The 20833-nt window shown below is 71.3% G+C and carries 19 protein-coding genes and 1 pseudogene; 14 read left to right on the top strand and 6 right to left on the bottom strand.

What is annotated here, in order from left to right; all coding sequences use genetic code 11:
- Positions 1–20: 20 nt before the first annotated feature.
- The gene (locus FHP29_RS12035; protein WP_139623092.1) at positions 21–1211 is read right to left on the bottom strand and encodes an acyl-CoA dehydrogenase family protein; all 1191 of its coding nucleotides are present in this window, start codon (positions 1209–1211) and stop codon (positions 21–23) included.
- A gap of 38 nt (positions 1212–1249) precedes the next feature.
- Here FHP29_RS12035 and FHP29_RS12040 point away from each other — a divergent pair, with 38 nt between their 5' ends.
- The 3 genes from FHP29_RS12040 to FHP29_RS12050 are packed head-to-tail and all read left to right on the top strand — an operon-like array spanning position 1250 to position 3841.
- The gene (locus FHP29_RS12040) at positions 1250–2404 is read left to right on the top strand and encodes a 3-ketosteroid-9-alpha-monooxygenase, oxygenase component (protein ID WP_139623093.1); all 1155 of its coding nucleotides are present in this window, start codon (positions 1250–1252) and stop codon (positions 2402–2404) included.
- A gap of 11 nt (positions 2405–2415) precedes the next feature.
- On the top strand, positions 2416–2718 hold the full coding sequence (locus tag FHP29_RS12045; RefSeq protein ID WP_139623094.1) for a hypothetical protein: 303 nt from the start codon (positions 2416–2418) through the stop codon (positions 2716–2718).
- Between the two features lie 25 nt (positions 2719–2743).
- Positions 2744–3841 carry a ferredoxin--NADP reductase gene (locus FHP29_RS12050; RefSeq protein ID WP_139623095.1) on the top strand — a complete coding sequence of 366 codons (1098 nt, stop codon included), beginning with the start codon at positions 2744–2746 and terminating at the stop codon, positions 3839–3841.
- Positions 3842–4010: 169 nt separating this feature from the next.
- Here the strand turns inward: FHP29_RS12050 and FHP29_RS12055 are convergent, their stop codons facing one another.
- Positions 4011–4388: a hypothetical protein gene (locus tag FHP29_RS12055; RefSeq protein ID WP_139623096.1), complete on the bottom strand. Its 378-nt coding sequence runs from the start codon at positions 4386–4388 to the stop codon at positions 4011–4013.
- Positions 4389–4585: 197 nt separating this feature from the next.
- On the opposite strand from FHP29_RS12055, the gene FHP29_RS12060 reads away from it, so the two are divergent.
- Together FHP29_RS12060 and FHP29_RS12065 are read left to right on the top strand one after the other, a co-directional pair.
- Positions 4586–5194, top strand: a complete 609-nt coding sequence (locus FHP29_RS12060) for a DNA-3-methyladenine glycosylase I (protein WP_139623097.1) — start codon at positions 4586–4588, stop codon at positions 5192–5194.
- Between the two features lie 137 nt (positions 5195–5331).
- Positions 5332–6705, top strand: a complete 1374-nt coding sequence (locus FHP29_RS12065; RefSeq protein ID WP_139623098.1) for a WS/DGAT/MGAT family O-acyltransferase — start codon at positions 5332–5334, stop codon at positions 6703–6705.
- A 15-nt stretch (positions 6706–6720) separates the two neighbouring features.
- On the opposite strand, the gene FHP29_RS12070 is transcribed toward FHP29_RS12065, so the two are convergent.
- The 3 genes from FHP29_RS12070 to FHP29_RS12080 are packed head-to-tail and all read right to left on the bottom strand — an operon-like array spanning position 6721 to position 8596.
- A complete protein-coding gene (locus tag FHP29_RS12070) occupies positions 6721–7230 on the bottom strand; it encodes an NUDIX hydrolase (protein WP_240044461.1) in 510 nt (169 codons plus the stop codon).
- A complete protein-coding gene (locus tag FHP29_RS12075) occupies positions 7227–7898 on the bottom strand; it encodes an MBL fold metallo-hydrolase (protein WP_139623099.1) in 672 nt (223 codons plus the stop codon). The genes FHP29_RS12070 and FHP29_RS12075 overlap by 4 nt, the downstream gene beginning before the upstream one ends.
- Complete coding sequence (locus FHP29_RS12080; protein WP_158296553.1) at positions 7895–8596, bottom strand: maleylpyruvate isomerase family mycothiol-dependent enzyme; 702 nt, start codon at positions 8594–8596, stop codon at positions 7895–7897. Before FHP29_RS12080 ends, FHP29_RS12075 begins: the two co-directional genes overlap by 4 nt.
- A gap of 159 nt (positions 8597–8755) precedes the next feature.
- Between FHP29_RS12080 and uvrA the strand changes: the two genes are divergently transcribed.
- The 3 genes and pseudogenes from uvrA to FHP29_RS12095 all read left to right on the top strand — a co-directional run.
- Positions 8756–11788 carry an excinuclease ABC subunit UvrA gene (gene uvrA / locus FHP29_RS12085; RefSeq protein ID WP_139623101.1) on the top strand — a complete coding sequence of 1011 codons (3033 nt, stop codon included), beginning with the start codon at positions 8756–8758 and terminating at the stop codon, positions 11786–11788.
- 54 nt (positions 11789–11842) lie between these two features.
- Positions 11843–12331: a Rieske (2Fe-2S) protein gene (locus tag FHP29_RS12090; RefSeq protein WP_139623102.1), complete on the top strand. Its 489-nt coding sequence runs from the start codon at positions 11843–11845 to the stop codon at positions 12329–12331.
- Positions 12328–12660: pseudogene (locus tag FHP29_RS12095) on the top strand (Rieske 2Fe-2S domain-containing protein); the annotation flags it as partial. The gene FHP29_RS12090 and the pseudogene FHP29_RS12095, both read left to right, overlap by 4 nt.
- Here FHP29_RS12095 and FHP29_RS22710 read toward each other — a convergent pair.
- Complete coding sequence (locus tag FHP29_RS22710) at positions 12600–14024, bottom strand: tetratricopeptide repeat protein (RefSeq protein ID WP_240044462.1); 1425 nt, start codon at positions 14022–14024, stop codon at positions 12600–12602. The pseudogene FHP29_RS12095 and the gene FHP29_RS22710 sit on opposite strands and share 61 nt — an antisense overlap.
- A gap of 37 nt (positions 14025–14061) precedes the next feature.
- On the opposite strand from FHP29_RS22710, the gene uvrC reads away from it, so the two are divergent.
- The 6 genes from uvrC to FHP29_RS22715 all read left to right on the top strand — a co-directional run.
- Positions 14062–16065 carry an excinuclease ABC subunit UvrC gene (uvrC, locus tag FHP29_RS12105; protein ID WP_192904009.1) on the top strand — a complete coding sequence of 668 codons (2004 nt, stop codon included), beginning with the start codon at positions 14062–14064 and terminating at the stop codon, positions 16063–16065.
- A complete protein-coding gene (gene rapZ / locus FHP29_RS12110; protein ID WP_205014053.1) occupies positions 16058–16924 on the top strand; it encodes an RNase adapter RapZ in 867 nt (288 codons plus the stop codon). Before uvrC ends, rapZ begins: the two co-directional genes overlap by 8 nt.
- Positions 16921–17910, top strand: a complete 990-nt coding sequence (locus FHP29_RS12115) for a gluconeogenesis factor YvcK family protein (protein ID WP_240044463.1) — start codon at positions 16921–16923, stop codon at positions 17908–17910. The genes rapZ and FHP29_RS12115 overlap by 4 nt, the downstream gene beginning before the upstream one ends.
- Positions 17911–17932: 22 nt before the next feature.
- Positions 17933–18919, top strand: coding sequence for a DNA-binding protein WhiA (gene whiA / locus FHP29_RS12120; protein ID WP_139623106.1), 987 nt, complete (start codon positions 17933–17935; stop codon positions 18917–18919).
- Positions 18920–19115: 196 nt separating this feature from the next.
- Positions 19116–20114, top strand: coding sequence for a type I glyceraldehyde-3-phosphate dehydrogenase (gene gap / locus FHP29_RS12125; protein WP_139623107.1), 999 nt, complete (start codon positions 19116–19118; stop codon positions 20112–20114).
- A gap of 4 nt (positions 20115–20118) precedes the next feature.
- Positions 20119–20833, top strand: a 715-nt coding sequence (locus FHP29_RS22715) for a phosphoglycerate kinase (RefSeq protein WP_420813415.1), incomplete at its 3' end; no start/stop codon positions are given.

Genomic DNA, 20833 nt, shown 5'->3' on the forward strand with positions numbered 1-20833 from the left:
CTGCCCTGTTTCCTCTGTCCTCAGGCGCGCTTCGCGGCGGGCAGGCCGAGGCCGACGTACCCGATGATGTCGCGCTGGATCTCGTTGGTGCCGCCGCCGAAGGTCATCACCAGCGACGAGCGGTGGAACCGCTCGAGGCGGCCGGCCAGGACGGCGCCGGGGGAGTCGCCCGTGATCCCGGCGTGGGGACCGACGATCTCCATCAGCGAGCGGTAGACCTCGGTCGCCAGCTCGGAGCCGTAGATCTTGGTCGCCGAGGCCTCCGCCGGCGAGAGCGCCACCCCGTGGTCGGCGTCCGCGGCGAGCTTCCAGTTGATGAGCGTGAGCGCCTCGATCCGCGCGTGGGCGCGACCGAGCGCGATCTGCACCCACTCCGTGTCGATGACGCGGGAGCCGTCGGGGTTGCGGGTCTCGGCCGCCCAGTCCTTCACGAGCCGCAGCGAGTGCTGCAGGGGAGCGGCCGAGGTCAGCGCCACCCGCTCGTGGTTGAGCTGGTTGGTCATCAGCGCCCAGCCGCCGCCGCGCTCGCCGACCAGGTTGGCGGCGGGGACGCGGACGTCGGAGTAGTACGTCGCCGACGTGCCGACGCCGGCGACGGTGTGGACCGGGGTGTAGGACACGCCGGGCGCGTCGGCCGGGACGAGGATCATCGACAGGCCCTTGTGGCGGGGGGCGTCGGGCTCGGTGCGGCAGGCCAGCCAGAGCCAGTCGGCGTACTGGATGAGCGAGGTCCACATCTTCTGGCCGTTGATCACCCACTCGTCGCCCTCGAGGGTCGCCCTGGTGCGCAGCGAGGCCAGGTCGGTGCCCGAGCCGGGCTCGGAGTAGCCGATGGAGAAGTGCAGCTCGCCGGCGAGGATCTTGGGAAGGAAGTACGCCTTCTGCTCGTCGCTGCCGAAGCGCATGATCGTCGGCCCGACCGTGTTGAGCGTGAGGTAGGGGATCGGGACCCCCGCGATCGCCGCGACGTCGGTGAAGATCAGCTGCTCGACCATCGAACGCGCCTGGCCGCCGTACTCCTTGGGCCAGCCGATGCCCAGCCAGCCGTCCTCGCCGATGCGGCGGATGACGTCCTTGTAGACGCCCGCCTCGCCGAACTCGCCGGTGGCGGACGCCAGGCCGGCTCGGATCTCGGGGGTGACGAGCTCGGCGAAGTAGGCGCGGAGCTCCTCGCGCAGGGCCACCTGCTGCGGCTCCAGATCGATGTGCATGTTGCCTACTCTAACGGCAAAACTGTAACGTGTTCTACATGACCGACACCGCCACGCCCGCGCGCAGCCTCGACCAGGGAACGACGCCGCTCCGCTTCGCCCGCGGCTGGCACTGTCTCGGCCTGGCCTCGGCGTTCGCCGACGGCAAGCCGCACGCCGTCCACGGGTTCGGCACGAAGCTGGTCGTGTGGCAGGGGGGTGACGGCGAGCTCAACGTGCTCGACGGCTACTGCCGCCACATGGGCGGCGACCTGACCCAGGGCGAGGTCAAGGGCGACCACATCGCCTGCCCGTTCCACGACTGGCGCTGGGGCGGGGACGGCAAGTGCAAGGAGATCCCGTACGCCCGCCGCGTCCCGCTGCGCGCGCGCACCCAGCGCTACGAGACGGTGGTCCGCAACGGTCAGCTCCTGATCTGGCACGACCCCGAGGGCTCCGCCGCCGACCACGAGGTGCTCCCGCCCGAGCTGCCCGACGTGATGTCGGACAAGTACACGCCCTGGTCATGGCACACCCGCGAGATCAACGGATCGCACTGCCGCGAGCTGATCGACAACGTCGCCGACATGGCGCACTTCTACTACGTGCACTTCGCGTTCCCGACGAGCTTCCGCAACATCTTCGACGGGCACACCGCGACCCAGTTCATGGAGTCGAAGGGCCGGCCCGACACGATGGGTGGCGGGTACGGCGACGAGAACTCGACCCTCAAGTCCGTGGCGACCTACTACGGGCCGTCGTACATGATCAACTGGCTCGAGGTCGACTACAAGGGATTCGTCACCGAGGTCGTCCTCGTCAACTGCCACATCCCGACCGGCCCCGAGTCGTTCACGCTGCAGTACGGCATCAGCGTCCGCAAGCCCGAGGGGCTCGACGAGCAGACCTGCGCCTACATCGCCGAGCGCTACACCCAGTCGTTCGGGGACGGCTTCCTGCAGGACGTGGCGATCTGGGAGAACAAGGTGGCCGTGCAGAACCCCCTCCTGTGCGAGGAGGACGGTCCGGTCTACCAGCTGCGCCGGTGGTACGAGCAGTTCTACGTCGACGTCGCCGACATCAAGCCCGAGATGACCGACCGCTTCGAGTTCGAGGTCGACACCACGAAGGCCAACGAGTACTGGCACGCCGAGGTCGCCGAGAACCTGGCCAAGCGGGCCGCGTCCGAGGCCGCCGCGCCCGCGGACGCCTGAGGTCGCCCGCGATGGCATCCTTCGTCCCGACGAGCGCGGAGACCCTGGCGGACCTGCGCCGCTACACCGAGGACCGGCTGGTCGAGGTCGCCTGCCTCGACTGCCTGGCCAGGGTCAGGGTGAAGAAGAACAGCGACCATCACACCTCCGTGCAATGGAGCGCAGAGGCACGGTCCGCCTGTCAAGAGCTCGGGCGACGAGATCAGGGTCCCGGCGGACGGGACGTGCACAAGCCCTGTGCGCGACTGATGGCTAGCATCGACGACGCCGTCCGGGCCGGAGCAGTCCCGGTCGGCGCGTACGACGGCTACTGAGCCATCTTCGAGGAGTGGGAGTTCCGTGGACATCGAGTCCTTCGTGCTGGACGTCGTCGACGTGGTCGAGGAGACCGCCGACGCGAAGTCGATCAGCTTCGCCGTGCCCGCGGGTGCCGAGGAGCGGTTCGACTACCTGCCCGGCCAGTTCCTGACCGTTGCGGTGCCGAGCGACCGGACCGGCATCGCGGCGCGGTGCTACTCGCTCTCCAGCAGCCCCCACGACGGCGGGCCGCTCACCGTCACCGTCAAGCGCACCGCCGACGGCTACGCGTCCAACTGGATCTGCGACAACCTCCAGGTCGGTGACACGCTGCGCGTGCTGCCGCCGTCCGGCATCTTCACGCCCGCCTCCATCGACGCCGACCTGCTCCTCTTCGCGGGCGGCTCCGGCGTGACGCCGATCATGTCGATCACCCGCACCGCCCTCGCCCACGGCAAGGGCCAGATCGTGGTGTTCTACGCCAACCGCGACGAGTCCTCGGTGATCTTCGCCGGCGAGCTCACCCGCCTCGCCAGCGAGTTCCCCGACCGGCTCCAGGTGATCCACTGGCTGGAGTCCGTCCAGGGCCTGCCGACCGAGGCGCAGATGAAGGCCTTCGCGTCCCAGTACGGCGGGTTCGACTCGTTCGTCTGCGGTCCGGCGCCGTTCATGAAGATGGTCACCACCGTGCTCAAGGAGCTCGAGGTGCCCCGCAGCCTGCGCCACCAGGAGAAGTTCGTCTCCCTGGGCGGCAACCCCTTCGGCGACCTGGAGGAGCTCCAGGCCGTGGAGGCCGAGATCGCCCTCGCCGAGTCCGACGACGACGGCGCCGGGGCCGACGTGTTCGCCGACGCTCCCGCCGGCCCGGTCAAGCTCGAGGTCGAGCTGGACGGCGAGGAGTTCACCTTCGACGACTGGGACCCGCGCACCAAGATGCTCGACTTCCTCGAGTCGAAGGGCGTCAAGGCGCCGTACTCCTGCCGTGAGGGGGAGTGCTCGGCGTGTGCCATCCGGCTCATCGAGGGCGACGTCAAGATGGTCTACAACGACGTGCTGGACAAGGACGACCTCGAGGACGGCATCCGCCTCGGCTGCCAGTCCGTCCCGCTCACGGACACGGTCAAGGTCAGCTACTCCTAGGTCCCGCGAGCGCGTCGGACCTTCGTCGCGCCACGCTGCCGCGCCCGCGATCTCCTTGGTGAGGACCGAGCTTCGCGCGGCGACAGGACGCCGGCGGAAATGACAACGGCCACCGGCTGCACCCCCCTAGGATGCAGCCGGCGGCCGTTGGCCCGGGTGGCGCTCAGCCTCAGGAGGCCGGCTGGGCTGCCATGCACTTGTCCAGACGCTCCTGCGCGTGCTCGACGCGCTTGAGCTGGAACTTCTTGGCCTTCTGGACGCGCTCCTTCTTCTCCTTGGCCGTGGCGAGCGCGGCCTTGGCCGAGCGCTTCTCCTTCGCCGTGTCGGACGCCTTGACCTCGGCCTTCGCCTCGGCGACGGCCTCCTTCTTGGCGGCCAGCTTGGCGGTGAGGGACTCCAGCTTGGCCTGCGCCTTGTCGAGCTGGGCCTGCTGGGTCGCGCACGGGGCGTCGGTGGCCGGGGTGTCGGCGGCCGCGCTGGTGAGCGGGGCGACCGAGAGGCCGAGGGTCAGGACGGCCGCTGCGGCAGCGGTGCGGGGGAAGGTCATGGGAGACGCTCCTTCGTTGGTCGGATCGTTCGTCACCCGGTACATGTCGCCACCGCCCCCGGGTGTTACATCCGGGCTCGGAACCGTCCGAGGCCGGATGTCGGCGGGACATGGGAGGGTCGGCCCATGAACCACCCCACTCGGTTCTCCGTTGCCCCGCTCCGCTCCTCCGCGTACGACCGATCGGGGACTCCGGGATGAGCGTTGCCGTGCCCGGGGCCGACGGCCTGCCACGCTGTCCCTGGGCGCTCACCGCGCCCGAGTTCCCCGCCTACCACGACACCGAGTGGGGGTTCCCCGTCGCCGACGACCGGCGGCTCTTCGAGAAGGTCAGCCTCGAGGGCTTCCAGTCCGGGCTGAGCTGGCGCACGATCCTGGTCAAGAGGCCCGCGTTCCGCGAGGTCTTCGCCGGCTTCGACCACCGGGTGATCGCCGCGTACGACGAGAGCGACGTCGCCCGGCTGCTCGCCGACGCCCGCATCGTCCGCCACCGCGGCAAGATCGAGGCGGTGGTCAACAACGCCGGCCGGGCGATCGAGCTGATCGAGGAGCGGGGCTCGCTGGCGGCGTACTTCTGGAGCTTCGAGCCTCCTCCCGAGGAGCTGGGGGAGCCGCAGACGTCGACCACCTCGCCCGCCGCGATCGCGATGTCGAAGGACCTGAAGAGGCGGGGCTGGCGCTTCGTCGGACCGACGACCGCGTTCGCGTTCATGCAGGCGATGGGTCTGGTCAACGACCACGTCGCGGGCTGCGTGACGCGCGAGGAGGCAGCGCTCGCCCGCGCCCGCTTCACGCCTCCCGAGTGAGCCGGCCGCTGCGGGAGCGGCCCCCCCGCGAGACCGCTCGTTGTGGACGGGGGCGCTGCTGTGGGAACGTGACGACTAACATACCGGGGAGTCGGATAGTCTCCCCGTCCGTCGCACCGATCGGCAGGTAGCCCCCCATGCAGCAACTCACCGCCCTGGACGCGTCCTTCCTGCACATGGAGGACGCCCGCGTGACGGCCCACACGGGCGGGCTGATGATCCTCGATCCGTCGACCGCCGAGAAGCCGATCGACGTCGCCGCGATCCGCGAGCACTACGCCGCGCGGATCCCGCACATCGCGGCGCTGCGGTGGCGGCTCGTCGAGGTGCCGATGGGGATGGACCTGCCCTACTGGTACGACGACCACGACGTCGACCTCGACTACCACATCCGCAGTTCGGCGGTCCCGGCGCCGGGAGGCCAGGAGCAGCTCCTGCAACTCGTCAGCCGCCTCCACGAGGGCCCGCTCGACCGGTCGCGGCCGCTGTGGCAGCTGTACGTCATCGAGGGTCTCGAGGGCGGCAAGGTGGCCACCTTCCTCAAGACCCACCACGCCGCCTTCGACGGGAAGGCGAACATGGCGCTGCTCTCGACGCTGCTGACCACCGACCCCCGGCCCGAGCCGCTGGCGCCCCCGGCGCAGATGCCGCCCTCCGAGAGCAGGCCGAGCGACCTCGAGATGCTGCAGCTCACCGCCAGCGCCCTCATGGCCCGTCCCGGGAAGCTCGCGGAGCTCGTCACGCGCGGACTCGCCGACTGGCAGACGTTCGCGACCTCGCAGCTCGGCAAGCCGCTGCGCGGCAGCGCCCCGCGGCTCTCCATCAACCGGAGCCTGACCCCCCGCCGGGAGTACGTCTACGGCGCGGTGCCGTTCGCGGACGTCGCCCGGGTCAAGACCGCCCAGGGATGCACGGTCAACGACGTGGTCATGGCGATGTGTGCGGGCGCGATGCGCTCCTGGCTGTCGGACCGGGACGAGCTTCCCGACGGCCCGATCCGCGCGATGGTCCCGGTGTCGATCCGGACCGACGAGGGATCCGCCGGCAACCAGGTCGCGTCGATGGCACCCGACCTGCCCACCCACCTCGCGACGGCACGGGAGCGGCTCGACGCCGTCCGGTCCGAGATGGCGGCGGCGAAGGAGGAGTTCAAGGCGGTGCCCGCGGCGCTCCTGCTGGAGTTCGGCAACTTCGCCGCCCCCGCGGCCTCGGAGCTGGTCGCCCGGTCCGCCGCCTCGCTGCGACTGGCCGACAAGGTGAGCCTCCCGTTCAACGTCGTGATCTCCAACGTGCCCGGTCCGCGCGAGGAGCTCTACCTCGCCGGGGCCCGGTGCGTGGGCCACTATCCGGTGTCGATGGTGAGCGACGGCATGGGCCTCAACATCACCGTGATCAGTCACGGCGACACCCTGGCCTTCGGCCTGACGAGCTGTCCCGACCTGGTGCCGGACGTGTCCACCATCATCGACCACCTCGAGGAGGAGCTGGCCGAGCTCGTCGCTCTGGGCTGACGAGGGCGCTGAGGCTCAGCCGGTCCCGAGGAGGCGCTCGCCCAGCACGGCCAGGCTGTCCGGCACGAACGGGAGCGTCCCGACCATCTCCCGCAGCCGCTCGGCGCTCACCCAGTCGCCCCAGGCGACCTCCTCGGGCTGCCAGGTGATGGGGCCGTCGTACACACAGGCATAGGCGAAGGCGTGGTACGACGTGTGGTCGTCGGCGTAGTCGTCCTCGCCGATCGGCTCGAGCTCGACGCCCGTCACCCCCAGCTCCTCGGCGGCCTCGCGCACCGCCGCGTCGTACGGGTCCTCGCCGGCCTGGAGAACGCCGCCCGCGGCGAGGTCGTAGCGGCCGGGGAAGACGTCCTTGGTGTCGGTGCGCCGGTGGACGTAGATCTCCCCGGCGCTGTTGCGGACCACGATGAGGGTCGCCGCGTGCCGCAGGTTGCGCGCTCGCATCTCCGAGCGCGGCACCACCTCGCCGGTCGGGCGGCCGTCGTCGCCGTACAGCGCGACCTGCTCCTCCACGGAGCCGGTCACCAGCCTCGCTCGCGCCACTCGGCGAGGTGCGGCCGCTCGACACCGAGCTGCGAGTCGTTGCCGTGGCCGGGGTAGAACCAGGTGTCGTCGGGCAGCGCGCCGAACAGCTTGGTCTCGACGTCGTCGATCAGCGTCGCGAACGCGTCGGCGTCGCCGAAGGTGTTGCCCACCCCGCCCGGGAACAGGGAGTCGCCGGTGAACAGGTGCGGGTGGCCGTCGGGGTCGCGGTAGAGCAGGCAGATCGAGCCGGGCGTGTGTCCGGTGATCCGGATGACCTCGAGATCGCACGCGCCGACCGCGACCGTGTCGCCGTCGCCGACCCGCTGGTCGACGCTCACGCCGGTCTGCTCGGTGATGGCGTCGGCGTCGGGCTCGCCCGCCACCACGACCGCCTTCGTCTCGCGGACGACGTCGGCGAGCGCCCGGTGGTGGTCCCAGTGCTGGTGGGTCGTGACGACCCGGTCGAGGCCGCCGTCGCCGATGAGCGGCAGCAGCGTCTCGGGGGATGCGGCCGCGTCGATCAGCACCTGGGCGCCGGACTCCCTGCAGCGCAGGAGGTAGCAGTTGTTCGACATCTTCTCGTCGACCGCGACCTTGGTGATGGTGAGCCTGGTCAGCTCCCTCACGTCGGTGGGCCCGCCCGGGGTCACCTCTCCGGTGTAGCTCATCGCCCCTCCATCCTCGGCAGCTCTCCAGTCGAGCTCGAGAGTACGGCGTCGGCCCGGCGTCCGGTCGACCACCAGGCCAGTGCCGCGGCGGGCCCGGCGACCGTGACGGCGTCGGCACGCGAGCCGAGCGTCCAGCGACCGCCCTCGGTCGCGGACAGCACCACGCCGGGACCGTCGTTCCTGCCCACCGCGTCGTCGAGCATTGTCCGCGCGGTGGCCTCGGGCCAGTCCGCCCAGGAGTAGCCGGCGTCGAGGTCGGCGTGGTGGATCTCGACCTCGCCCAGACGCATCAGCGCGATCCGTCCGGCCGGGATGCGGGGTCCGCCCGGGGTGCGCTCGAAGACGATGTCCGTTCCGAGGCCGGCGGCGATCCCGAGCACCTCGCCCAACGAGCGGCTCGCGGTCGCCAGGCGCTCGCGCACGACCGACAGCGCCTCCGTCGCCAGCGCGTCGATGTCGGCGTCGCGCCCGCCGGCCGAGGCGTACATCGTCGTCGGTCGCCCGTCGCGCAGGCCCCGGAGGACCCCGGCGAGAGCCTCGGCATTGAGCGCGAGGTGGGCGACGACGTGGCACCGGGTCCACCCCTCGCACAGCGAGGGCGCGGTCCCGTCCTCGTCGGAGAGCGCGCGGACGGTGCCCAGGAGACGGTCCGTGGCGGAGGCGACGGCATCGGTGAGATCGTGGGTGAGAGAGGTCACGCGGCCATCATGCCCGGATGCCCGGCCGCGAACGGGGGCACTGTCGGTGCCGGGTGAGAGGCTGGCTCCTGTGTGCCGGGACTTGCCCGGCGCCGTACCATGGCGAACGCCTGTTCGAACGCCGACATGGGCAACTGAGACATCGAGTGGGGACGGGTAGTGACCGATCAGCTGATCATCCGTGGGGCACGAGAGCACAACCTCAAGGACGTCTCGATCGACCTTCCCCGCGACTCCCTGATCGTGTTCACGGGGCTCTCGGGCTCCGGCAAGTCGAGCCTGGCGTTCGACACGATCTTCGCCGAGGGGCAGCGCCGCTACGTCGAGTCCCTGTCGGCGTACGCCCGCCAGTTCCTCGGCCAGATGGACAAGCCCGACGTCGACTTCATCGAGGGCCTCTCGCCGGCGGTGTCGATCGACCAGAAGTCGACCTCCAAGAACCCCCGCTCGACGGTCGGCACCATCACCGAGGTCTACGACTACCTCCGTCTCCTCTACGCCCGCGCCGGGCGGGCGCACTGCCCGACCTGTGGCGCGCCGATCGAGCGGCAGACCCCCCAGCAGATCGTCGACCGGATGCTCACCCTCGAGGAGGGCACGCGCTTCCAGGTGCTGGCCCCCGTCGTCCGCGGGCGCAAGGGCGAGTTCGTCGAGCTGTTCCGCCAGCTGCAGGCGCAGGGCTTCTCGCGAGCCCGGGTCGACGGTGAGACGCACAACCTGGACAGCCCGCCGACCCTCGACAAGAAGTACAAGCACACGATCGAGGTCGTGGTGGACCGGCTGGCGGTCAAGGAGAGCGCGAAGCGGCGGCTCACCGACTCCGTCGAGACCGCGCTCGGCCTGGCCGGCGGGCTGGTCGTGTTCGACCTCGTCGACAGCACCGAGCCCGGGGGCCAGGAGCTGAGGTTCTCCGAGAAGATGGCCTGCCCCAACGACCATCCCATCGAGACCGACGACCTCGAGCCCCGGTCGTTCTCGTTCAACTCGCCGTTCGGCGCCTGTCCCTCCTGCGCCGGGCTCGGCACCCGGATGGAGGTCGACCCCGAGCTGGTGGTGCCCGACCCGACCGCGACACTCGCCGAGGGCGCGCTCCAGCCGTGGAGCCACGCGCATGTGGCCGACTACTTCGGCAGGCTGCTCATCGCGCTCGGCGAGGAGCTCGGGTTCGACGTGGACACGCCCTGGGAGCGGCTCCCGGCCAAGGCGCAGAAGGCCATCCTCGAGGGGCACTCCACCAAGGTGCACGTGGTCACCCGCAACCGCTACGGGCGCGAGCGCGCCTACTACGCCGACTTCGAGGGCGTGCGGACCTACGTCGAGCGCAGGCACCGCGAGGCCGAGAGCGACACCAGCCGCGAGCGGTTCGAGGGCTTCATGCGCGAGGTCCCCTGCCCGGTGTGCGCCGGCAGCCGTCTCAAGCCGGTGTCGATGGCGGTCACCCTCGGGTCGCGCGAGAACGGCGGCAAGAACATCGCCGAGGTGTGCCGCCTGCCCATCAACGAGGCCGCCGACTATCTCGACAACCTCGATCTCTCGAACCGCGAGCGCCAGATCGGAGAGCGGGTCCTCAAGGAGATCCAGGAGCGGCTGCGCTTCCTGCTCGACGTGGGCCTCGACTACCTCTCCCTCGATCGCCCCTCCGGCTCGCTGTCCGGCGGCGAGGCCCAGCGGATCCGGCTCGCGACCCAGATCGGCGCCGGCCTGGTCGGAGTCCTCTACGTCCTCGACGAGCCGTCGATCGGCCTCCATCAGCGCGACAACCAGAAGCTGATCGAGACCCTGGTCCGGCTCAAGGACCTCGGCAACACGCTGATCGTCGTCGAGCACGACGAGGACACCATCCGCGTCGCCGACTGGATCGTCGACATCGGTCCCGGCGCCGGCGAGCACGGCGGCCAGGTGGTCCACTCCGGCACGGTCAAGGAGCTCCTCGAGCACCCCGACTCGATGACCGGGCAGTACCTCTCCGGACGTCGCGAGATCCCGGTGCCCGCCGTACGCCGCCCGCGCACGAAGGGCCGCGAGCTGAAGGTGATCGGCGCGCGCGAGCACAACCTCCAGAACGTCGACGTCGCCTTCCCGCTGGGGGTCTTCACCGCGGTGACCGGTGTGTCCGGCTCGGGCAAGTCGACCCTGGTCAACGACATCCTCTACACCTCGCTGGCCAAGCAGATCTACAACGCCCGGGCCATCCCGGGCCGCCACCAGCGGATCACCGGCCTCGAGCACGTCGACAAGGTCATCCACGTCGACCAGTCGCCGATCGGGCGCACGCCGCGGTCCAACCCGGCGACCTACACCGGCGTCTTCGACCACGTCCGCAAGCTGTTCGCGCAGACGCCGGAGGCGAAGATGCGCGGCTACCAGCAGGGCCGCTTCTCCTTCAACGTCAAGGGCGGCCGCTGCGAGGCGTGCGCCGGCGACGGCACGATCAAGATCGAGATGAACTTCCTGCCGGACGTCTACGTCCCGTGCGAGGTGTGCCACGGCGCCCGCTACAACCGCGAGACGCTCGAGGTCCACTACAAGGGCAAGACCATCGCCGAGGTCCTCGACATGCCGATCGAGGAGGCCCTGGACTTCTTCGCGGCCGTGCCTCCGATCGCGCGACACATGAAGACGCTCACCGAGGTCGGGCTCGGCTACGTCCGGCTCGGGCAGCCCGCGACGACCCTGTCCGGCGGCGAGGCGCAGCGGGTCAAGCTGGCCGCGGAGCTGCAGAAGCGCTCGACCGGTCGCACGGTCTACGTGCTCGACGAGCCGACCACCGGCCTGCACTTCGAGGACATCCGCAAGCTCCTCGGCGTGCTCTCGGGCCTGGTCGACAAGGGCAACACCGTCCTGGTGATCGAGCACAACCTCGACGTGATCAAGACCGCCGACTGGCTCATCGACATGGGTCCCGAGGGCGGCTCCCGCGGCGGCACGGTCGTCGCGGAGGGCACGCCCGAGGACATCGCTGCGACGCCGGCCAGCTACACCGGCCAGTTCCTCAAGCCTCTGCTCGAGGGTCGGTCCGCCCAGCAGCCCTCTGCGCCGAGGCGTCCGCCCGCGGAGGAGACGCCGGCCAGGAGGACCGCCGCCAAGAAGACGGCAGCCAAGAAGACGGCAGCCAAGAGGACGACCGCCAAGAAGGCGGCGGCGCGGAAGGCGCCCGCGAAGGGCACGGCCGCGCGCAAGGCGGTCTCATAGCCCGGTCCGCGGTTCTCTCAGCCGGCTCTCATCCGGTATCCCTAGCGTGTGCCCATGACTTCCTCGGTGACCAGGAGGCGCGCGCTGGCCGGCGTCGCCTCGCTCGGTGTCAGTGTCCCTCTGCTCGCGGCCTGCGGTGGCGAGGAGGCCGGATCGGCCCAGGAGCCGGCGACGACCCCGTCGTCCCCGTCGTCCCCGACGGCCTCGTCCGCTCCGGCCACCACCGGGTCCACGGCCTCCGCCTCCGGCTCCGCCGCCGAGGGCCTGGTCGCCGCGGGGGACGTCCCCGTCGGCGGCGGCGTGGTCCTCAAGGGCCCGGAGCTGGTCGTCACCCAGCCGGCCGAGGGCGAGTTCAAGGCGTTCAGTGCCCTCTGCACGCATCAGGGCTGCCTGGTCGGCTCCGTCGCCGACGGCGCCATCCACTGTCCGTGCCACGACAGCAGGTTCTCCGCCGCGGACGGCTCCGTGGAGAGCGGCCCGGCGAGCAGCCCGTTGGCCGCGGTCGCCGTCACGGTCGTCGACGGGCAGGTGCAGCGCGCATGACGCTCGGAGAGGTCCGCGCCAGCCGTCGCATCGTCTTCTCGGGTCTGGGCGCTCTCGGCGTCGCCGTGGCGCTCGCCGGCTGTGCCGGCAGTGACGACGGCGACGACGGCGACGCGCAGGGATCGGGGACGAGCGTCGATGCCGGCGCGAAGCTGGCGACGACGTCCGAGGTGCCCGTCGGTGGCGGGATCGTCCTCGCCGATCACAAGATCGTGCTCACGCAGCCGACGGAGGGCACCTTCGAGGCGTTCACGGCCGTGTGCACCCATCAGGGCCTGCTGGTGACCTCCGTCGAGGACGGCGCCATCAAGTGCGCCAACCACGGCTCGGCCTTCTCGGCCAGCACGGGTGACGTCGAGGGCGGCCCGGCGTCCTCCGCGCTGGCGAAGGTCGAGATCAAGGTCGACGGCGACCAGATCCTCGCGGCCTGATCGCGCCACCGCCGGTCACGCGGCGACGGCCGCCGGTCCAGCCGGGCGTCGAGGACCTGACGCGCCTCGTCGTACCGGCCGGCGCGGAGCAGCGCCGCGATCCGCGCCTCCTCGAGGAGCTCGCGCTGGGCGTCGGATCCTCCGAGCCGCCAGGTCGACGGGGCCAGCGCGGCGAGCCGGTCGGCGGCCGCGGAGGACCGTCCTGCGGCGAGCAGGCCCAGGGCGGAGGCCAGGGGAGCGACCACCTCGCGATGGGTCGGCGCCGGGTGGGCGGCGCACCACGCGGCGAGCCGGCTCAGGCCGTGCCGGTCGCCGGTGGCGAGCAGGGCGATCGCGGCATGCAGTCCGAGGAACGCCGTCGCGGGGCGCTCGAGGACGTCGCGGCCGGTGACGGCGACGACGTCCTCGATCGGGGGCACGTCGACGGCGTCCGGTGTGAGTGCCCAGCGGAACAGCAGGGAGCCGCTGTCGACGAGGGCGCGACAGCCGACCGCGTGGCGCGGCTGGAGCTGGCTCTCGTAGCGTGCGCGCACCGCGTCGAGATCCCCGACCGAGAGCTCGTGCAGGGCGGCGTGCCAGGAGAAGTGGGTGAGGCTGTCCGTCACGGCGCCGTCCCCGGCGATCCAGCCGTCCATCCAGGCCAGGCCGGCGGCGTGGTCGCCCGTCTCGTAGTGGGCGTGCGCTCGCGCGTGCGCGGCGTGCCCGCCCGCAGGCTCCGCCGCCAGCGAGCGGCAGGAGAGGTCCATGGCCTCGTCGAAGCGGCGCTGCTCCTGGCGGACGAACGCCAGGAGGCCGTTGATCCAGGGATCGTCGCCGTACGCCGGGGCAGCGGTCTCGACGATCCGCCACGCCTGCTCCGGCACGTCCGTCACGCCGGCGAAGGCGATCGTCGGCATCGCCACCGAGAGCAGCAGGGCGTCGCGCGGGTACGCCGAGAGGTGGGTCACCAGGGGAGCCGCATCCCCCTGCAGGTGCCGGTCGATCGCGTGGACGTGGCTGCGCTCGCGCTCGGTGCCGCGCGCGGCGTGCAGGCGTGCGTCGGCGAGTCGGGCGGCGATGTCGACCTCGACGCACATCTCGTGGCCCAGCAGGGCGAGCGCCGCGTGTCCCAAGGCGAAGGTCGGATCGAGGGCGATCGCGGTCGCGATCCGGCCCGCGGCGCCGGTGCTCAGCCGGAGCACGTCGCGCACCCCGTCGACGTACGCCGTCGCGGCGAGGGGGCTGGTGGTGAGGTCGTATCCGTAGGCGTCCCGACAGCGCATATCTGTAGTAAAGCGCGCGACTAACGCGAATAAAGCGATGTCGGCCCTGCTCCGTAGGGTGGATGTCGTGTCACCCGCGCTGAGCTACCGGCCGAAGCCCGGCTCGATCCCGACCCAGCCGGGCGTCTACCGCTTCCGTGACCGGACCGGCCGGGTCGTCTACGTCGGCAAGGCCAAGAACCTCCGCGCGCGCCTGTCGTCGTACTTCCAGGACATCGGCAACCTCCACCCGCGCACCGCGACCATGGTCACCACCGCCACCTCGGTCGAGTGGACGGTGGTGGGCACCGAGGTCGAGGCGCTGCAGCTGGAGTACTCCTGGATCAAGGAGTACGACCCGCGCTTCAACGTGAAGTACCGCGACGACAAGTCCTACCCGTGGCTCGCCGTCACGGTGTCCGACGAGTTCCCGCGGGTGATGGTCGGGCGCGGGGCGAAGCGCAAGGGGACGCGCTACTTCGGCCCCTACAGCCACGCCTGGGCGATCCGCGAGACCGTCGACATCCTGCTCCGGGTCTTCCCCATGCGCTCGTGCACGAACGGCGTGTTCAAGCGATCCAGCCAGATCGGCCGACCCTGCCTGCTCGGCTACATCGACAAGTGCTCGGCGCCCTGCGTCGGCAACATCTCGCCGGAGGACCACCGCGCGATCGTGGACGACTTCTGCGAGTTCATGGCCGGGCGGACGCGGCCGTTCATGAAGCGCATCGAGCAGGAGATGTACGCCGCCTCCGAGGCCCTCGACTTCGAGAAGGCCGCGCGCCTGCGCGACGACCTCGGCGCGATGAACAAGGCGCTGGAGAAGCAGGCCGTGGTGCTCGGCGACGGCTCCGATGCAGACGTGATCGCGCTGGCCGAGGACCCGCTCGAGGTGGCCGTCCAGGTGTTCTACGTCCGTGGTGGCCGGATCCGCGGACAGCGCGGGTGGGTGGCGGACCGCACCGACGACGGCGACACCGCCGCGCTGGTCGAGGACTTCCTGCTCCAGCTGTACGCCGGCGTCGCACCCGAGGACGCCCGCGACGCGGTGCCGCGCGAGATCCTCGTCCCCGCGCTCCCGGGCGAGCACGCCACCTTCGAGCAGCTGCTCTCCGACCTGCGCGGCTCCCGGGTCGAGATCCGGGTCCCGCAGCGCGGCGACAAGAAGGCGCTCCAGGCCACGGTGGCGCGCAACGCCACGGAGTCGCTGGCCCTGCACAAGACCAAGCGAGCCAGCGACCTGACGACCCGCAACCGCGCGCTCGCCGAGATCGCCGAGGCCCTCGAGCTGGACGAGGTGCCCCTGCGCATCGAGTGCTACGACGTCTCCCACATCCAGGGCACCCAGATCGTCGCGTCGATGGTCGTCTTCGAGGACGGTCTGGCCCGCAAGGGGGAGTACCGCCGGTTCGTGATCAAGGACCAGGACGGATCCGACGACGTGAAGGCCATGCACGAGGTGATCACCCGCCGCTTCCGCCGTCTCCTCGACGAGCAGGCGCGCTCCGAGCTGCGGCCAGGAGACCCCGACGCGGGCACCGGACCGATGCTCGTCGACCCCGACACCGGGCGTCCGCGCAAGTTCGCCTACGCGCCCGGCCTCGTCGTCGTCGACGGCGGCGCGCCCCAGGTCGCTGCCGCCCAGCGCGCGCTCGACGAGCTCGGCATCGACGACATCCCGGTGTGCGGACTCGCGAAGCGCCTCGAGGAGGTGTGGGTGCCCGCCAAGAACGGCCGCGACAGCGAGGACCCCGTCATCCTGCCGCGCACCTCCGAGGGGCTCTACCTGCTGCAGCGGGTCCGCGACGAGGCGCATCGCTTCGCCATCGCCCACCACCGCAACCGGCGCTCCAAGTCGATGGTCGAGAGCCTCCTCGACGACGTGCCCGGCCTCGGCGAGGTGCGGCGCAGGACGCTGCTGCGCCACTTCGGGTCCCTGCGCAAGCTGCGCGCCGCCACCGTCGAGGAGATCGCGGCCGTGCCCGGGGTGGGTCCGCGGACCGCGGCCGCCATCAAGGAGGCCCTCGGCGCCGGCGATGGGCACAATGACGCCCATGGATGACACGCACGGACAGCTCGTGGTGATCACCGGCATGACCGGTGCCGGGCGCAGCACCGCCGCCAAGGAGCTGGAGGACCTCGGCTTCTTCGTGGTCGACAACCTCCCGCCGAGCCTGCTCCCGGAGGTCGTGCGCCTCGTCGACGAGAGCCACGGCCCGGCCCAGCCCGTCGCGGTGGTCGTCGACGTCCGGTCCGGGTCGTTCTTCCAGGGCCTGCGCAGCGCCATCGCGCACGGCGTCTCCGGGCGCACCACCAGCCTGGTCTTCCTCGACGCGACCGACGAGGTGCTCGTCCGCCGCCAGGAGGCGGCGCGTCGCCCGCACCCGCTGCAGCAGGGCGGCCGTCTGATCGACGGTCTGCAGCGCGAACGGGTCGTCCTCGGCGACCTGCGCGCCGAGGCCGACCTCGTCATCGACACCAGTGCCCTCAACGTCCACCAGCTCACCGACCGGATCGCGGAGTCCTTCGGCACGACCGAGACCACCCGGTTGCGGGTCTCGGTGATCAGCTTCGGCTTCAAGTACGGCATCCCGGTCGACGCCGACCACGTCGCCGACATGCGCTTCCTGCCCAATCCGCACTGGGTCCCGGAGCTGCGCCCGCGCACGGGACAGGACCCCGAGGTCTCGGCGTACGTCCTGGGGCGGCCCGGTGCCGAGGAGTTCGTCGACGCCTACGTGCCCCTGCTGACCGGCGTCGCCGAGGGCTATCTGCGCGAGGGCAAGCGCTTCATGCGCGTCGCGATCGGCTGCACCGGCGGCAAGCACCGCAGCGTGGCGATGAGCGAGGAGATCGCCCGCCGGATGGGGGAGCAGGGGTACGTCGCCCGCGCCATCCACCGTGACCTGGGGCGCGAGTGAGCGCTGGTTGCCCGGGCCCCGACCAGCGAGCGCAGGCGGTCGTGGCGCTGGGCGGCGGACACGGCCTGCACGCGTCGCTGAGCGCGCTGCGGCATCTGGTCGACGACCTCACCGTCGACGACCTGACCGCCGTCGTCACCGTCGCCGACAACGGCGGCTCGTCGGGACGCCTGCGCGGCGAGTTCGGCGTGCTCCCGCCGGGCGACCTGCGGATGGCGCTCGCGGCGCTCTGCGGTGACGACGACTGGGGCGCGACCTGGGCGCGTGTCCTCCAGCACCGCTTCGAGGGCGACGGCGAGATGCGCGGCCACGTCGTCGGCAACCTGCTCATCGTCGGACTCTGGGAGCTGCTCGGCGACCACGTCGACGCCCTCGACTGGGTCGGTCGGCTGCTCGGCGCCAAGGGGCGGGTGCTGCCGATGGCGATGACGCCGATGGACATCACCGCCGACGTGCGCGGGCTCGACCCGGACCACCCCGACGCCCTGACCTCCGTGCGCGGCCAGGTCGAGGTCGCGACCACCGACGGCGTGATCACCGAGATCGCGCTCGAGCCGCCCGACCCCGAGGTCAGCCCCGCCGTCACCCGGGCGATCGCCGACGCCGACTGGGTCGTCCTGGGTCCCGGATCCTGGTTCAGCAGCGTCCTGCCCCACCTCGTGGTCCCGCGGCTGCGCGAGGCGCTCGTCGCCACCTCCGCGCGCGTGGTCGTGGTCCTCAACCTCGAGGAGCAGGCCGGCGAGACCGGCGGGTTCGCGCCGGCCGACCACCTGGCGGTGCTCGCCGAGCACGCTCCGGACCTCCGCATCGACGTCGTGCTGGCCGACCGCGCGTCCGTGGCGGACGGTCTCGACGAGCTCGAGGAGACCGTCGCGGCGCTCGGCGCCCGACTGGTCGTCGGCGAGGTCGCGGCCGACGACGGAAGCCCCCGCCACGACCCGGTCAAGCTGGCGGCGGCGTACGCATCCGTCTTCGAGCGTTGTTGACCCTCGTGGGAGGATCGGGGCCATGGCGATGACGGCACAGGTCAAGGCGGAGCTCGCCAACATCCCGGTGACGAAGGTGTGCTGCCGCAAGGCCGAGGTCGCGTCGATGCTGCGCTTCGCCGGCGGACTGCACATCGTGAGCGGCCGGATCGTCGTGGAGGCCGAGCTCGACACCGGTGCCGCCGCTCGCCGCCTGCGCAAGGACATCTCCGAGATCTACGGACAGGGCTCCGAGGTCGTGATGGTGCAGGGCAACGGCCTGCGCAAGGGGAGCCGCTACATCGTCCGGGTGGTCAAGGACGGCGAGGCCCTGGCGCGCCAGACCGGCCTCCTCGACCAGCGCGGCCGTCCGGTGCGCGGCCTGCCGCCGGCGGTGGTCTCCGGTGGCGCCTGCGACGCGGTCGCCGCGTGGCGCGGCGCGTTCCTCGCGCACGGCTCGCTCACCGAGCCCGGACGCTCCTCCTCCCTCGAGGTGACGTGCCCCGGCTCCGAGGCGGCACTCGCCCTCGTCGGCGTCGCCCGTCGGCTCGGGATCCAGGCCAAGGCCCGCGAGGTGCGCGGCGTCGACCGGGTCGTGATCCGCGACGGCGACGCGATCGGGCAGCTGCTCGCTCGGCTCGGGGCCCACGAGACGCTGATGGCCTGGGAGGAGCGCCGCATGCGGCGCGAGGTCCGCGCGACCGCCAACCGGCTCGCGAACTTCGACGACGCCAACCTGCGCCGCTCCGCGCGAGCCGCGGTCACCGCGGGGGCACGCGTGCACCGTGCGATGGAGATCCTCGGCGACGAGGTGCCCGACCACCTGCGGATGGCCGGCGAGCTGCGCCTCGAGCACAAGCAGGCCTCGCTCGAGGAGCTCGGCCAGCTCCACGAGCCCGTCCTCACCAAGGACGCCATCGCGGGCCGGATCCGCCGGCTGCTGGCCATGGCCGACAAGCGGGCCGAGGAGCTCGGCGTACCGGACACCGAGGCGTCGCTGACGCCGGAGATGCTCGCCGGCGACGCCTGACCGAGCTCGGGCCCTGCCCCGGTCGTCCGTCCGCCGGGGCCGGCGCATGTTGTTTTGCCTTCGTTTGTGTTGTTACCTGCCCGTATCGCGGACACCCGCATGGCCGCGGGTCAGGACGCACGGCTAGGGTCGGAGTGGACGCATGATCTGCGTCACACCCGACTCACCCAGAGCTGACGACAGAGGAGCAACAACGGTGACTGTCCGCGTAGGCATCAACGGATTCGGCCGGATCGGCCGCAACTTCTTCCGCGCGGTTCGCGCGAGCGGAGCCGACATCGAGATCGTGGGTGTCAACGACCTGACCGACAACGCCACGTTGGCGCACCTGCTGAAGTACGACTCCATCCTCGGGCCGCTCGACGCGACCGTCGAGTCGACCGACGACGCGATCATCGTCGGCGGCACCGAGATCAAGGCGTTCGCCGAGCGCGACCCGGCCGCCCTCGGCTGGGGTGACCTGGGCGTCGACGTCGTCGTCGAGTCGACCGGGTTCTTCACCGACGCCACCAAGGCGCGTGCTCACATCGACGGCGGGGGAGCGCGGAAGGTCATCATCTCCGCCCCGGCCTCCAACGAGGACGTCACCATCGTGATGGGCGTCAACCACGACAGCTACGACCCGGCCGCCCACACGGTCATCTCCAACGCGTCGTGCACGACCAACTGCCTGGGCCCGATGGCCAAGGCGCTCAACGACGGCCTCGGCATCGTCAAGGGGCTGATGACGACGGTGCACGCCTACACCGCCGACCAGAACCTGCAGGACAACATCCACAAGGACCTGCGACGCGCCCGCGCGGCGGCGCTCAACATCGTGCCGACCTCCACCGGCGCCGCCAAGGCGATCGGGCTGGTCCTGCCGGAGCTGAAGGGCAAGCTCGACGGCTACGCCCTGCGTGTCCCGACGCCGACCGGGTCGCTCACCGACCTCTCCTTCGAGGCCTCGCGCGAGACCAGCGTCGAGGAGGTCAACGCGATCGTGAAGGCCGCGGCCGACGGGCGCTTCCTCGTCTACTCGACCGATCCGATCGTGTCCTCGGACATCGTCACCAACCCGGCCTCGTGCATCTTCGACGCCCCCCTCACCAAGGTGATCGGCAACCAGGTCAAGGTCGCCGGGTGGTACGACAACGAGTGGGGCTACTCCAACCGCCTCGCGGACCTCATCACGCACGTGGGCACTACGCTCTGACCCCGTGACTGAGTTCAACGGCCTCGGCGAGGTCAGTGGCAAGCGTGTCCTGGTCCGCTCCGACCTCAACGTGCCGCTCGACGGCACCCGGATCACCGACGACGGGCGGATCCGCGCGAGCGTCCCGACCATCAAGGCACTGGCCGACGCGGGTGCGCGGGTGATCGTCACCGCGCACCTGGGCCGTCCGAAGGGCGAGCCGGATCCGGCGTACTCCCTGGCGCCCGTCGCCGCCCGCCTCGGCGAGCTGCTCGGAACACCCGTCGCGTTCGCCACCGACACGGTCGGCGCGTCGGCGCAGGAGACCGTCGCGGCGCTGGAGGACGGCGAGGTCGCGCTGCTCGAGAACGTCCGGTTCAACGCCGGCGAGACCAGCAAGGACGACGCCGAGCGCGGCGCCTTCGCCGACCAGCTCGCCGGACTGGCCGGTGCCGACGGCGCGTTCGTGTCCGACGGCTTCGGTGTCGTGCACCGCAAGCAGGCCAGCGTGTACGACGTCGCGCAGCGGCTCCCGCACGCCATGGGCGCTCTCGTCGCGGCCGAGATCGACGTGCTGCGCCGACTCACCGTCGCGCCGGAGCGGCCCTATGTCGTCGTCCTCGGCGGATCCAAGGTCTCCGACAAGCTCGGCGTCATCGACAACCTCCTCGACAAGGCCGACAAGCTGCTCATCGGCGGCGGCATGGTCTTCACCTTCCTGCACGCCGACGGCCTGGAGG

Origin of the sequence: Nocardioides albidus, assembly GCF_006335005.1 — a bacterium.
GTDB lineage: Bacteria > Actinomycetota > Actinomycetes > Propionibacteriales > Nocardioidaceae > Nocardioides > Nocardioides albidus.

Coding starts and splice junctions, on each gene's coding strand:
- FHP29_RS22710 (WP_240044462.1), bottom strand. CDS start 14,024: ATGCGCTGTCGGGACGCCTACGGATACGACCTCACCACCAGCCCCCTC.
- FHP29_RS12040 (WP_139623093.1), top strand. CDS start 1,250: ATGACCGACACCGCCACGCCCGCGCGCAGCCTCGACCAGGGAACGACG.
- FHP29_RS12035 (WP_139623092.1), bottom strand. CDS start 1,211: ATGCACATCGATCTGGAGCCGCAGCAGGTGGCCCTGCGCGAGGAGCTC.
- whiA (WP_139623106.1), top strand. CDS start 17,933: ATGGCGATGACGGCACAGGTCAAGGCGGAGCTCGCCAACATCCCGGTG.
- FHP29_RS12065 (WP_139623098.1), top strand. CDS start 5,332: ATGCAGCAACTCACCGCCCTGGACGCGTCCTTCCTGCACATGGAGGAC.
- FHP29_RS12055 (WP_139623096.1), bottom strand. CDS start 4,388: ATGACCTTCCCCCGCACCGCTGCCGCAGCGGCCGTCCTGACCCTCGGC.
- FHP29_RS12075 (WP_139623099.1), bottom strand. CDS start 7,898: ATGAGCTACACCGGAGAGGTGACCCCGGGCGGGCCCACCGACGTGAGG.
- rapZ (WP_205014053.1), top strand. CDS start 16,058: ATGGATGACACGCACGGACAGCTCGTGGTGATCACCGGCATGACCGGT.
- uvrC (WP_192904009.1), top strand. CDS start 14,062: ATGTCGGCCCTGCTCCGTAGGGTGGATGTCGTGTCACCCGCGCTGAGC.
- FHP29_RS12045 (WP_139623094.1), top strand. CDS start 2,416: ATGGCATCCTTCGTCCCGACGAGCGCGGAGACCCTGGCGGACCTGCGC.
- FHP29_RS12090 (WP_139623102.1), top strand. CDS start 11,843: ATGACTTCCTCGGTGACCAGGAGGCGCGCGCTGGCCGGCGTCGCCTCG.
- FHP29_RS12060 (WP_139623097.1), top strand. CDS start 4,586: ATGAGCGTTGCCGTGCCCGGGGCCGACGGCCTGCCACGCTGTCCCTGG.